The organism is Corynebacterium sp. CMW7794 (genome assembly GCF_001563605.1).
Lineage (GTDB): Bacteria > Actinomycetota > Actinomycetes > Mycobacteriales > Mycobacteriaceae > Corynebacterium > Corynebacterium phoceense.
The window spans coordinates 55,611-68,846 of record NZ_KQ961731.1 but is presented as its reverse complement, the minus strand read 5'-3'; the positions used below and the strand labels follow the sequence as shown (position 1 = coordinate 68,846).

The following is a 13,236-nucleotide window of genomic DNA, read 5'->3' as shown; positions in this document are numbered from 1 at the left end:
ACGTGAGGGTCAAGTCTTAAGCGTCACGCGCGTGACGTCATGAGCACGGAATCGACTGCAGGCATCCCAATCGTAGAAAAGAAATGCGAACTTTCCGCGCCTATGTCGCCTAGCTCCCTATCCTGGTAAGGGCGCACAGGTCGAACACGCAAAGGAGACATTTCATGGCCCAGGACGCCCTGAACACCGATACGGACACGATTCACGAGGTATCGGGCGTTAGTCCGGACTTCCGCACCGAGCTCGCTGCGCAGTTGGCACACCTTGTCCCTGAAGCCGTCGCCGACGGCACCATCGACATCGACAAGCTCACTGAGCTTCTAGGCGGCGACGCATCCGGAACTGCGGAGCGCTTTGGCTTGTTCTGGCCGGGGAAGAAGCGCGCCATGCGTACCGCCCAGCTGCCCACTTCTGCAACGCTGCGTCCGGAAAAGGGCAAGTCCAGGAACTGGGACTCTGCGACGAATGCCTTCATCGAAGGCGATAACCTCGAGGTCCTCAAGGTGCTCCAGAAGCACTATCACGGCCACATCAAGCTCATTTACATCGATCCTCCGTACAACACGGGCCATGACTTCATCTATCCGGATAACTTCAAAGACGGCATCAGGAACTATCTCGGGTGGTCGCAGCAGACGAGCAGCGACGGCAAGAAGCTCTCCACAAATGCCGAGTCCGAAGGCCGGTACCACTCCAACTGGCTCAACATGCTCTATCCGCGACTCAAACTTGCGCGCAATCTGCTTACTCCTGACGGTTACATCGCTATCAGCATCGATGACAGCGAGCTTTCCAACCTCGTGACCATGTGCCGCGAGATCTTCGGTGAGGACAACGTCATCAACACCATTCCCGTGAAATCGAGTGAGACCTCGGGCGTGAAGATGTCGCACGTCGACAAGCGCCTGCCCAAAATCAAGGAATATGTGGTGCTCTGCACGCGCGACCACACGCGGGCATCGCTCAATCGTGTCGACGTCCCCAAGAGTGGCTCTGCTGATGGAACGCTGGACAAGTACCTCAAGTACTACAACAAAATTATTATCAACCCCAGCGCCCCGGCCGAGGAATGGGTTCTCACCTCCGTCAAAGACGCCATGGTCGAGCAGGGACTTCCCACTACTGCAGACGCTGTACGGAAGTTTAAGGTCGAGAACGCGGAGCGCGTTGTCTATCGCACCAACAACGCTTCGCTCAGCGACATGGCCTTCGACACTCCTATTGCACGCGTGACGTCTCCCACGGGCATCGAGTACATCTGGTGGGAAGGCAAGCAGATGCTCTTCCTCAGCGATTATCTGAAAGAGTCGCTCTGCGATCTGTGGACGGATATCTCCACTATCAACCTCAACAAGGAAACCAACGGCGTCAAAGGCTTCCGAAATGGCCAGAAACCGCTCAAGCTCTTGCAGCGCATTCTGGCGCTGACCACGCAGCCAGCGAGCAACGACATCGTGCTCGACTTCTTCGCGGGCTCTGGCTCAACGGGTCACGCCGTCATGAAACAGAACTCCGAAGATGGTGGCAACCGGCGCTTCATTCTGGTGCAGCTTCCGGAGCCGTTGCATGAGAAGAACAAGGAGCAAAAGGAAGGGTATAAGTTCTGCACGGAGCTGAAACTCGAACCGACGATTTCCTCGTTGTCTCGCGAACGCGTAAGGCGTGCCGCCGAAGAATTCGATGCTGGGTTCCGCTCTTACACGCTCGCCGATACCAACTTTAAGAAGTGGCAGCCCCAGCCAGGAATCGACGCCGAGACGCTGAGCCAGACCCTGATCGACCTGCGCGGCAGCAGCAATGACAATGCGGATCCCGAGGATCTCCTCGTGGAAATCCTCCTCAAGCAGGGGCGCTCTCTCGTCGAATCGATTCGCGACATCGACATCGACGACCTGCCGTACACCATCGTTGGGGAGCAGCATGCCGCCGCCGGGGAGGACCGCACCTGCCTCCTGCTGTACCTTAACGAGCATGTAAAACCGAGCGTCGAGCAACTACGAGCAGCCGTCGCGACTGCGCCAGCTGAGTTCATCATTCTGGAGGATGCTTTCCAGGGAGACGACGAGCTGAAGACCAATGTGGTGCAGATCTGTGCAACACACAACGTCGAGCTGCGGACTGTGTAAGGAGCACTCATCATGAAATTCAAGTTTGATCCGAAGCAGGACTATCAGCTCGCCGCCATCAACTCGGTCACGGAGTTGTTCAAGGGACAGCCGAAAGATGCCGGCAGCCTCGTCTCTTCTTTGAACCTTCCAAGCCAGCCTGTCGACCTGGCAGCGACGACCCTCGACGGAGAAGAGGACGACGCTCTCTTTAACATCGATGTCAGTGCAGAGATCGGCGCAGTGGGCAATAACCTGGTGGTGGGTGACGACCAAATCCTGCGCAATCTGCAGGAGATCCAGAATCACAATGGGCTAGAGCCTGCCACTGAGCTCAAGGATGGGCGGCAGTTCGATATTGAGATGGAGACCGGTACGGGTAAGACCTACGTCTATCTGCGTACCGTGTTCGAGCTCGCACGGAAGTACAACTTCACCAAGTTCATCATCCTCGTCCCCAGCGTTGCGATTCGCGAGGGCGTGAAAACGAGCATCGAGCTCATGGCCGATCACTTCCGGCAGCTCTACCCGGATCAGCCCTTCGATCACGTGGTCTACAGCGGCAAGGACGCCGAGCAAGTCCAGTCCTTTGCGACGTCCACCAGCATTCAGATCATGATCATGACGATTAGCTCTGTGCGCAGCAAGGGCGACCGCCTCATCATGCACCAGACTCGTGACAAGCTCAACGGCCTGCGCCCCATCGATTTCCTCCGCGCGACGCAACCCGTCCTCATCCTCGACGAACCGCAGAACATGGAGTCCGATCTTGCGAAGACCTCGCTCGAGGGACTCAACCCTGCGTTCATGCTGCGCTACAGCGCGACGCACCGCGAGACCCGCAACGTGGTCTACCGGCTCGATCCGGTCGACGCGCACGAGCTAGGACTGGTCAAGCAAATCGTCGTGGCGGAGACCACGGAGCATGGAAACGACGCCAAGCCGTATATCAAGGTGGTGTCGGTGAAGAGCCAGCCGTGGCAAGCCCGTCTCGAACTCGACTGCCGCAAGAAGGACGGTTCGTTCAAACGTCAGGAAAAGAACGTCACAACGAACCAGGATCTAGCGAAAGTCACGGGTAACCCGGCGTACGAGAACAACTGGCGCATCAACGAGATCAACCTCGACGCGGGCGGCTTCGTGGAACTTACCCACCACGGCATCCTTCGTGTCGGCGAGTCCATCGGTTCCAATGACGACGCTGTGTACCGCGAAATGATCCGAGAAACCATCCGTGAGCACTTCCGCCGTGAGTCGATGCTGCGCGAGCAAGGCATCAAGGTGCTCAGCCTCTTCTTCGTCGACAGGGTCCACAGCTACCTCGGCGATGGCGCCGACAATGACACCGCGAACGGCAAATTCGCGCAGTGGTTCGACGAGCTATTTATCGAAGAACGTGCGCGGTCTCCTCGTTACGAAGAGTTGCTGCCGCAAGATCCCGTCGAGCTGCGCCGCGCGTACTTCTCACAGATTAAGAAAGGCGTCTACGACGATACGAGCGGCACATCGAAGAATGACGAGGACTCCTACGACCTCATCATGAAAGACAAGGCGCGCCTGCTCAGCGAGGACGAACCTGTACGCTTCATCTTCTCTCACTCGGCGCTGCGCGAAGGCTGGGACAACCCTAACGTCTTCCAGATTTGTACGCTGCGCGAGATGGGCTCGGAGACCGAACGTCGCCAGACGATCGGCCGCGGTCTGCGTCTACCTGTGGACCAGGACGGCGTGCGGCTGTCCGATCAATCCGTCGCGCAGTTAACCGTCGTCGCCAACGAGTCCTACCAACAGTTCGCCAGCAATCTCCAAAAGGAATACACGAAGGCGGGCGTTGCCATCGGCTTCATTGGCAAGGGCCACTTTGCGAAGATTCGACGGCCGGACTCCGAGGACGATAAAAACATCGGCTACGCAACCTCGGAGCGTATTTGGGAGGAGCTGAAGGACCGCGGTTTCCTCGACGAGGACGGTCGCCTTACCAAGGATTTCACCCCCAATGCTGACGGCTTCGCCCTTGACCTCAGCGACGAGTTCAGTGACGTTGAACACGAAGTGCTTGCCCTCATGAAGCGCGCGAGCATCGGAACACATATCAAACCTATCCGTCATCGCACGACACGCAGGCTCAACAAGGAACTGTATTTCGAGTCTCCCGAGTTCACAGAGTTCTGGAAGACCATCACTCAGCGCACAACCTTCAGCGTCTCCGTCGATCGCGATGAGCTCATTGAAAACGCGGTCGAAGGGATCAAGAATGCCCCAGAGATCGAGCCGCTGCGAGTGCAGGTGACCAAGGCCAAGCTGACCATCTCCCGTGGCGGCACGGAGGGCGAAGAAACTAGTAGTCCGCGCGCCACCGACCTCCGAAGGAGCTTCCAGCTCCCAGATATCGTGACGGAGCTCCAAGAGGCGACGTCGCTCACCCGCAGGACAATTATCGATATCCTTCTACAAAGCGATCGGCTCGACGAGTTCATCGGTAATCCGAATGACTTCGTTGCAATGGTGCGCACCATCATCCAGACCGAGCTTTCAATGCTTGTGACCAAGGGCGTGCAATACGAGAAAATCGATGGCAGCGTCTATTCCTTGTCGGAGCTGCGCGAAGACGGAGTGAAAGAAAAGCAGCACTTCCTCGAAAACCTCTATGAGGTCAAGAACAAGACAAAGACAGACTATGACTACGTGGTCTATGACTCTGACACGGAGCGGCAGTTCGCCAAGCTGCTCGACGGCAACGACGACATCAAGCTATTTGTGAAACTGCCCCCGAAGTTCAAGATCGACACTCCCGTCGGCCCGTATAACCCGGACTGGGCGATTGTTAAGCGTGTGGACGGCGAAGACAAGCTGTATATGATTCGCGAAACCAAGTCCACGATGGATCGAAACAAGATCCGCGCCAGCGAACAAGCGAAGATTGATGCAGCAGAGGTCCACTTTGCAGCGATAGGCGTGAACTATTCCAAGAACGCCCCAGGGCACTGGAATATCTAGGCGCTGTGCAACACCGCGTGCGCGGCGTGCCACCCCGGCATGCCGTGCACACCACCGCCGGGCGCGGTGGCGGCAGACGCGAGGAACACCCGTTGCGTGAGCTGGTAAGGGTTGCGCACAAAACCGGGGCGTAGGAACAGCTGCGTGCCGGTCATGGCGCCGCCGGCGATGTCGCCGCCCACGAGGTTGGGATTCCATGCCTCGAGGTCCGTCGGACTCATGACGCGGCGGGCGAGCACGTGGGCGGTGAACCCCGGCGCGAAGCGCTCAAGCTGTCCCTCGATGTGTTCGAGCGCTGAGCCAGTGAAACCGTGAGGCACGTGGGCATAGGCCCACAGCGTGTGGCCGCGTCCAGGATCCGCGGCAGACTGCTGGGCGACGAGCACGACGGGGCGGGCGGGCATCTCGCCGCGCGCGATGGCGCGCTCGGCGGCGATGAGGTCCGGCACGGTACCGCCGAGGTGAACGGTGCCGGCCTCCCCTACCGCCGGGTCCCGCCACGGGACTGGGCCATCGAGTGCGTAGTCGATCTTGAACGCACCGGGGCCGTAGCGCCAATCGCGCAAGACCCGTGCGCGGCGTTCCGGCACGATGAGGTTGCGCAAGCCGAGCACTTGGCGCGGGGTGAGCGCGAGCACGACGGCATCGAAGCGGGTGAGCTCCCGCATATCCGTCACGGGATGAGCGGTGTGGATAACGCCGCCGTGGGTCGCGAGGACACTCGCCAGGGCATCGGTAATGGCGCCGGAGCCGCCGCGCGCCACGGGCCACCCCGTCGTCATGCCCAGCGCGCCAAAGAGGACGCCGAAAGCGCTCGTGAACGGCAGGGTCGGCGAGCACAGCGCGTGGAGTGCCGAGCCGATGAAGAGCGCGCGGGCTGCTTCCGTCCGGAAGAGTGCGCGGGCTTGCGCACTCGCGGGCGGCGCGGCGCGCACGCCGAAGCGTGCCATGGCCAGCGGGTGCGGCGGGACGCCGGTGAGGGGACGCAGGACGTTGGCGAGGTGGGTATCGGAAAGCTGCGCAATGGGCGCGTGCAGCGCACGCCAGGCGGGACCATCGACGCCAAGACGCCGCGCGGTGGCGTTGAGGTCCCGATGCAGCAGGGCCGCAGGATCATCATCAAAGGGATGCGCGAGCGGATAACGCGGGTGGGCCCATTCGAGGCCGTGGTCCTCGAGACCCAACGCACGGAAGGCTGGGCTCGCGACGCCGAAGGGATGGGCGGCCGCGCCGAGGTCAATCGTCCGGTCATAGAAGCGGACGCTGCGCGCGGCGCCGCCCGGCGCGGGACCAGCCTCGAAGACCTCGACACGCAGCCCGGCGCGCGCCAGCACCGCCGCGGCGGTGAGGCCATTGGGCCCGGCGCCCACGACGGCGGCGCTGCGGAGAGTGGTCATGCGGCCAGAATACAGCGAGTCCAAGCCCCCAGTAATGGCGACGCTGCTCGTCATTACTCTGCACTATGGCGAGCAACCTCGGCATAAACGCCTCTCGATGGCGTGTCCGGGATCCGGCTTTCGACTAACGCGCTGCGTCTGTCTGTATCCATCGCCGCAGGCTCGTCACGCCGCGGGAGATGACCTTTGCCGCGTCCGCTGAGCGGGGCGGAACCAAGACATTATCGAACAATGAGTAGCATTATCCGACGAAAGAAAACCGGCAAAGAATTGTAGGTCATAGTGGATCAACGAACGACGTCCAAGCGCTCCTTTAATGCGCAGTGGACCATCACGCTCTTCGGCACCGCCGTGGGCGCGGGCATCCTCTTCCTTCCTATCTCGGCCGGCAGCTTTGGTTTTATCCCGCTGCTCATCGCGACGCTCCTCATCGGCCCGATGACGTATTTCTCGCACCATGCGTTCTCGTGGATCATGAACCACTCGCCTATTCCCGGCGCGGACGTGCTCATGGTGCTCACCAAGTTTTTCGGGCGCAATAAGGGCATTCTGCTCGCGGCCATGTACTGGTTCACCGTCTTCCCCGTGGTGCTCATCTACGGCGTCTCCATTACGAACACGGTGGAAAGCCTCATCGTCAACCAATTCCACGGGCCGGAGATCTCCCGGTGGATCCTCGCGCCGCTGTGCGTGGGGCTGATGACGGCAGCGCTCGCCTTTGGCAACAAGGTGATGCTCGCCGCGGCGAATCTCGTGGTCTACCCGCTCATCTTTGCCTTGGGCGCGGTCTCGCTCTACCTCATCCCGCAGTGGGATTTCGCATCCTTTATGCAGGCCGGCGACCATAGTGCGCTGGGTATCCTCACGTCCATCCTGCTCATCCTGCCGGTGCTTGTCTTCGCGTTCTCCTACGTCGCGGCCCTCTCGCAGTTCTGCGTCGCCGCGCACAAGGACGGCCGCCCCACGGCGAATGCCATCCGCAACTCGACCATCCTGCTCACGGTCTTCACCATGTTCTTCGTATGGTCCTCCGCGCTAGCCATGGGTGCCGACGGCATGATTGAGGCCGAGGCTCAAAACCTGCCCGTCCTCTCCTACTTCGCGAACGTCACGGACAACCCGTTCCTGTCCTACATGGCGCCCGTCGTCGTCATCTGCGCGGTGGCGTCGAGCTACTTCGGCCACGCCCTGGGCACCATCGAGGGCACCCAGTACTTGGCAGAGCTCGCCATGCCGGGACTCACGCGCCGGCTTAGCCCCCGCGCCTTCGACCTGTGGACGTACTTCTTTATCTTCGTCACGGTCTCGCTGGCCGCAGTCTTTAACCCCTCGATTCTCAGCCTCATCACGCTCGTGGGCGGCATCTTCTTTACCTTCCTCACCTACCTCCTGCCCATGCTCTGCGTGCACTACGTCCCAGCCCTCGAGCAGTACCGCGGCCGCGCCACCAATGTCTTCGTCACGGTCATGGGTCTCATTGTGCTGGCCACAACCGTGGTCACGATGTTCTAGCGTTTCGTTTACCCTTTCGACGCCGGGTCCCCGCATGGCCTCGGCGTCTCCGCGTTGCCAAGCAACGCAGATTTCTTTACTCGACTCAGAGGCTTTCTTGCTTCATTAACCTCACAAGCCTCGATTGTGGCCTGAATTCGCTGTTTTCACGTCTCCTCCGAGTCCATGACCTAGATATATGCAAAAATTCAATTCTTTGCCTGTTTCTTGCTTCTGACGCAGAAAATTCCTCTTCTAACGGTCACGTCCCTGCCGCACACCGCACGCACCAACCCATGTCGAGGGCCCCTGCTAGCGTATGAATCCTGCACCCCCTACGAAAGGCATAATCATGCGTCCCCTGTTTTCTTCTGAATCCGACGTCGTCTACGCCATGCTGGCGCATGCCTCGGACGCCATGCATTCCTTGAGCGCGGAGCAGCGCAAGGCCATTGCTACGCGCGTGCCGGAACTCAAGGTGTACAAGCACTGTGGATGTGGCACGTGCCCCACGGTCTATCTCACGGCAGGTGAAGAGCCGCCGGAGCCGCGTCGCGACGCCAACGGCAAGGCCGTCCCGCAAGGCTCCGATTACGTGCTCACCGCCGATTGCCCCGAGGCGATGGTGCTGCTGCACATCGCAGGCGGAATTCCGGTGGAGCTCGAAGTCGCTCCTTTCGACGACCACAAGGTCGAACTTCCTTGGCCCGAACAGCTCGTGTTTTAAGGGATTCTCCTGCCGCCGGTACGAGGAAATCGGTAGATTAGTCGCATGACTAATCCACTTCTTTCCCCCTCCACGCTCCCCTACCAGCTCCCGCCGTTTGCGGAGATTAAGGTCGAGCACTTCCGTCCCGCCATCGCCGAGGCACTCACCCGCCACGACGAGGAGATTAAGGCCATCGTCGACAACACGGCCGACCCGACGTGGGAAAACACCGTCGAGGCCCTCGAGCGCGCTGGCCAGGATTTAGAGCGCGTGCTTTCCATCTTCGGCAACCTGTCGGGCACGGATGTCACGGACGAGATGGAAGAGATCGCCGCGGAGGTCTGGCCGCAGGTCGCCGCGCATTCGGATGCGATCTACCAGAATGAGGTCCTCTACGCCCGCCTCAAAGAGGCGACCCCGCCGGCCGACGAGGAGTCGCAACGCCTCCACGCGCACCTGCTGCGGACTTTTGCGCGCCAGGGCGCGGACCTCGGCGCGGCAGAGAAAGAGCAGCTCTCCACCATCAACCAGCGCCTCTCGGCGCTCTCCGAGGAGTTCGGCCGCAACCTCATGGCGTCCACCCGCGAGCGCGCCGTGCACTTCGACAGCGCGGAAAAGCTCAAAGGCCTGCCCGCCGATCGCATCGAGGCCGCCAAGGCCTACGCCAACGAGGTAGGCCAAGACGGCTACGTGCTCCCGCTCGAGCTGCCCACCGTCCAGTCGGAGCTCGCGCGCCTGGCCGATCCGGCCGCCCGCGCCAAGGTCTATGAGGCCTCGCGCGCCCGCGGCAGCGAGAATAACCTGAGCGTGCTCACCGAGATGGCGCGCCTGCGTGCCGAGCGCGCGCAGCTGCTCGGCTACGACACCCACGCGGACTACGTCATCGCCGAGGAGACCGCGCAGACCGCCGAGGCCGCCCGCCGCATGCTCGTCGAGCTCGCCCCTGCCGCCGAGGCTAACGCCGCCGGCGAAGAAAAGCTGCTCGCCGAGGAAGCCACCCTGCACAACGAGGACTTCGGTGCCGCGGACTGGGCCTACTGGGAATCCCAGGTTCGCGCCCGCGACTTCTCCCTCGACGAGGACGAGCTGCGCCAGTACTTCCCTCTCGACCGCGTTCTCAAGGATGGAGTCTTCGCCGCGGCCCACCGCCTCTACGGCATCACCGTCGTCCCGCGCGAGGACCTCGAAGGCTACGCCGAGGGCGTGCGCGTATGGGAGGTCTTCGACGAAGGCCAAGACCCCACCGCTGATCGCGATAGCGGCATCGGCCTGCTGCTCACCGACTACTTCGGCCGCCCCTCCAAGCGCGGCGGCGCGTGGATGAGCGAGTTCGTGGGCCAGTCCCACCTGCTGGGCACCAAGCCCGTCATCGTCAACGTCATGGGTCTTACCAAGCCCGCGGACGGCTCCCAGCCACGCTTGAGCCAAGACGAGCTCCACACCGTCTTCCACGAGTTCGGTCACGCACTGCACGGCCTGCTCTCCGACGTGCGCTACCCCACCTTCTCCGGCACCCGCGTCCCGCGCGACTGGGTAGAATTCCCCTCCCAGATCAACGAGAACTGGGCCCTCGACCCGGCCATGGTCAAGCGCTACGCCCGCCACGTGGAGACCGGCGAGGTCATCCCGGACGAGCTGCTCACCAAGGTCCGCGAGGCCCAGACCTTCGGTCAGGGTTTTAGCACCGTCGAGTACCTCGCCGCCTCCATCGTCGACCTTGCCTGGCACTCCCTCACGCCTGCCGATGCCGCCGCCATCGCCGCATCCCAAGAGTCCATCGACGCCTTCGAGCGCGCCGCCCTCGACGACGCTGGCCTGCACAACCCGCACATCGCGCCGCGCTACCGCTCCGCGTACTTCAATCACATCTTCGCCGGCGGCTATTCCGCGGGCTACTACTCCTACCTGTGGGCCGAGGTCCTCGACGCCGACGGCTTCTCCTGGTTCAAGGAAGAAAACGCCGCGGGCCCCGAGGCTTCCGATGCCGCCGCCCGCGCCGCCGGCCAGCGCTTCCGCGACCTCGTCCTGTCCAAGGGCGCGTCCCGCGACTTCACCGAGGCCTACCGCGAGCTGCGCGGCCGCGACAAGGACGTCGCCCCGCTGCTCGCCCGCCGCGGCCTGTCCGGCGCCACCGACTAACTGCACACGCCTAACGACACAGGCCCGACTAGACGGAAAATTCGACCGATTCAGGACGGAAAATACGACCGATAAATCGCCGAAAATTCGACCGATAAGTCGCGGAAAATTCGACTGATAGAGGCTGTGAACAGCATGTTCACGCCATGCCCACGCTGCGCGCTAGGGACGGCCCAGCGCGCGGCGGCATCGGAAAGCTAGCGGCTCGCCGAGGTCAAGCTCGCGGACGAGCCGACGAGGATCTCGCGCATGAGCTCCGCGGCCTGAGTGGGGGTCTTACCCACCTTGACGCCGGCGGCCTCGAGCGCGGACTTTTTGCCCTCGGCGGTGCCGGAACCGCCCGAGACGATGGCGCCGGCATGGCCCATGGTCTTGCCCTCGGGCGCGGTAAAGCCCGCAATATAGGCGACGACGGGCTTGGTCACGTGGTCGCGGATGTACTCGGCGGCGTATTCCTCCGCGTCACCGCCAATCTCGCCGATCATGATGATGGCCTCGGTGTCCGGGTCGGCTTGGAAGGCCTCGATCGCCGCGATGTGCGTCGTGCCGATAATCGGGTCGCCGCCGATGCCCACGCAGGTGCTAAATCCGAGGTCACCCAGCTCGTACATCATCTGGTACGTGAGCGTGCCGGACTTAGAAACGAGGCCGATCTTGCCGGGGTTCGGCGCGATGTTCGCGGGAATGATGCCAGCATTGGAGACGCCCGGCGTGATGAGCCCCGGGCAGTTCGGGCCGATAATGCGGGTGGTGCCCTTCTCGCGGGCAAGCGCGAAGAACTCCGCAGTATCGCGCACGGGCACGCCCTCGGTGATGACGACGACGAGGGGCATTTCCGCGTGGATGGCCTCCTCGACTGCGGCCTTCGTGAACTTCGCGGGGACAAAGATGACAGACACGTTCGCGCCGGTGGCCTTCATGGCCTCACGCACGGAGCCGAAGACGGGGATGGTCACGCCATCATTGAACTCGAGCTCTTCGCCGGCCTTCTTGGGATTCACACCGCCGACGATGCGAGAGCCCGAATCGAGCATGCGCTGGGTGTGCTTCATGCCTTCGGAACCCGTCATACCCTGGACGATGATGGCAGAGTTTTCATCAAGGAAAATCGACATAGAAATCTCTTTCTGGTTCTCGGAATAGGGTTAGACAGCAACAAGGTTTGTGCGGGAGGCGAGCTCCGCGGCGCGCAGTGCAGCCGCATCCATGGTGTCGACCTGTTCGAGGTGGTCGAGCGCTGCTTCTTTGAGGATCTGCCGGCCCAGCTCCGCATTGTTACCGTCGAGGCGCACGACGAGCGGCTTGGGCGCGATGCCATCGGCGGCGAGAATCTTAAAGGCTTGAACGATGCCCTTGGCGACCTCGTCACAGGCGGTAATCCCGCCGAAGACGTTAACGAAGACCGACTTGACCTGGGGATCGCCGAGGATAACCTCAAGACCGTTGGCCATGACCTCCGCGTTCGCGCCGCCACCGATATCGAGGAAGTTCGCGGGCTTGGCGGCGACGTCATCGCCCTCGGCGAGCTTGTGCCCCGCGTACGCGACGACGTCGAGCGTGGACATGACGAGGCCAGCGCCGTTGCCGATGATCCCGACGTTGCCGTCGAGCTTGACGTAGTTGAGCCCCATCTTCTGCGCCTTGAGCTCGAGCGGGTCTGTGGTCGAATGGTCCTGCAACTCAGCGTGGTCGGGATGGCGGAAGCTCGCGTTCTCATCAAGGGTGACTTTGCCGTCGAGCGCCAGAATCTTTCCATCGTTGGTTTTCACCAGTGGGTTGACCTCCACGAGCGAGGCATCTTCCTCTACGTAGACTTCGTACAGCTTCTTGAAGACCGGCACGAGCTGCGGGATATCCGCCTCATCGAACCCGGCCTCGTACGCCATGTCGCGCGCGAGTGTGTCCGTCATGCCGTCGAGCGGCGAGAAGCTCCGGCGGATAAGCACATGCGGACGCTCCTGCGCGAGCTGTTCGATTTCCACTCCGCCCTCTTTGGACAGCATGGCCAAGTACCGGCGCTTCGTGCGGTCGAGCACAATCGAGAAGTAATACTCCTCAGCGATGTCAGCACCCTGGGCAACCATCGCCTTGCGGACAACATGCCCCTTGATATCGAGACCCAGAATCTCATCCGCAACGGCTGCTGCTTCTTCTGGACTACGCGCGACCTTCACGCCGCCCGCTTTACCGCGTCCGCCGACCTTCACCTGGGCCTTGACGACAACGAGCTCGCTGCCCGCCTTCATGAGTTTTGCCGCGGCACGTTGCACTTCCAGCGCCGAGGTCGCCATGATGCCGCCCAGCACGGGGACTCCATGCGCTTCGAAGAGGTCACGAGCTTGGTACTCGTAGAGATCCACAATTCCTCCGTTCACAAGTTCTTAGAAGTGTGTCATGC

General features: G+C 61.7%; 8 protein-coding genes. 5 read left to right on the top strand and 3 right to left on the bottom strand.

The window, feature by feature from the left end:
* Positions 1 to 164 precede the first annotated feature (164 nt).
* Both HMPREF3227_RS13695 and HMPREF3227_RS05120 read left to right on the top strand, forming a co-directional pair.
* Positions 165 to 2,126, top strand: coding sequence for a site-specific DNA-methyltransferase (locus HMPREF3227_RS13695; protein ID WP_066510836.1), 1,962 nt, complete (start codon positions 165 to 167; stop codon positions 2,124 to 2,126).
* Positions 2,127 to 2,138: 12 nt separating this feature from the next.
* Positions 2,139 to 5,102, top strand: a complete 2,964-nt coding sequence (locus HMPREF3227_RS05120; protein WP_066510831.1) for a restriction endonuclease — start codon at positions 2,139 to 2,141, stop codon at positions 5,100 to 5,102.
* Here HMPREF3227_RS05120 and HMPREF3227_RS05115 read toward each other — a convergent pair.
* Positions 5,099 to 6,499, bottom strand: coding sequence for a phytoene desaturase family protein (locus HMPREF3227_RS05115; RefSeq protein WP_156452971.1), 1,401 nt, complete (start codon positions 6,497 to 6,499; stop codon positions 5,099 to 5,101). The genes HMPREF3227_RS05120 and HMPREF3227_RS05115 overlap by 4 nt on opposite strands.
* Positions 6,500 to 6,781: 282 nt before the next feature.
* Here HMPREF3227_RS05115 and HMPREF3227_RS05110 point away from each other — a divergent pair, with 282 nt between their 5' ends.
* The 3 genes from HMPREF3227_RS05110 to HMPREF3227_RS05100 all read left to right on the top strand — a co-directional run bounded on the left by HMPREF3227_RS05110 (position 6,782) and on the right by HMPREF3227_RS05100 (position 10,838).
* Positions 6,782 to 8,011, top strand: a complete 1,230-nt coding sequence (locus tag HMPREF3227_RS05110; protein WP_231724974.1) for an amino acid permease — start codon at positions 6,782 to 6,784, stop codon at positions 8,009 to 8,011.
* A 331-nt stretch (positions 8,012 to 8,342) separates the two neighbouring features.
* Positions 8,343 to 8,717 carry a hypothetical protein gene (locus HMPREF3227_RS05105; RefSeq protein WP_066510823.1) on the top strand — a complete coding sequence of 125 codons (375 nt, stop codon included), beginning with the start codon at positions 8,343 to 8,345 and terminating at the stop codon, positions 8,715 to 8,717.
* 45 nt (positions 8,718 to 8,762) lie between these two features.
* Positions 8,763 to 10,838 (top strand): M3 family metallopeptidase, encoded by a 2,076-nt coding sequence (locus HMPREF3227_RS05100; RefSeq protein WP_066510820.1) that lies wholly within the window; start codon positions 8,763 to 8,765, stop codon positions 10,836 to 10,838.
* Between the two features lie 197 nt (positions 10,839 to 11,035).
* Here the strand turns inward: HMPREF3227_RS05100 and sucD are convergent, their stop codons facing one another.
* Together sucD and sucC are read right to left on the bottom strand one after the other, a co-directional pair.
* Positions 11,036 to 11,953, bottom strand: coding sequence for a succinate--CoA ligase subunit alpha (sucD, locus tag HMPREF3227_RS05095; RefSeq protein WP_066510817.1), 918 nt, complete (start codon positions 11,951 to 11,953; stop codon positions 11,036 to 11,038).
* A gap of 30 nt (positions 11,954 to 11,983) precedes the next feature.
* Positions 11,984 to 13,198 (bottom strand): ADP-forming succinate--CoA ligase subunit beta, encoded by a 1,215-nt coding sequence (gene sucC, locus HMPREF3227_RS05090; protein WP_066510814.1) that lies wholly within the window; start codon positions 13,196 to 13,198, stop codon positions 11,984 to 11,986.
* Positions 13,199 to 13,236: the final 38 nt, after the last annotated feature.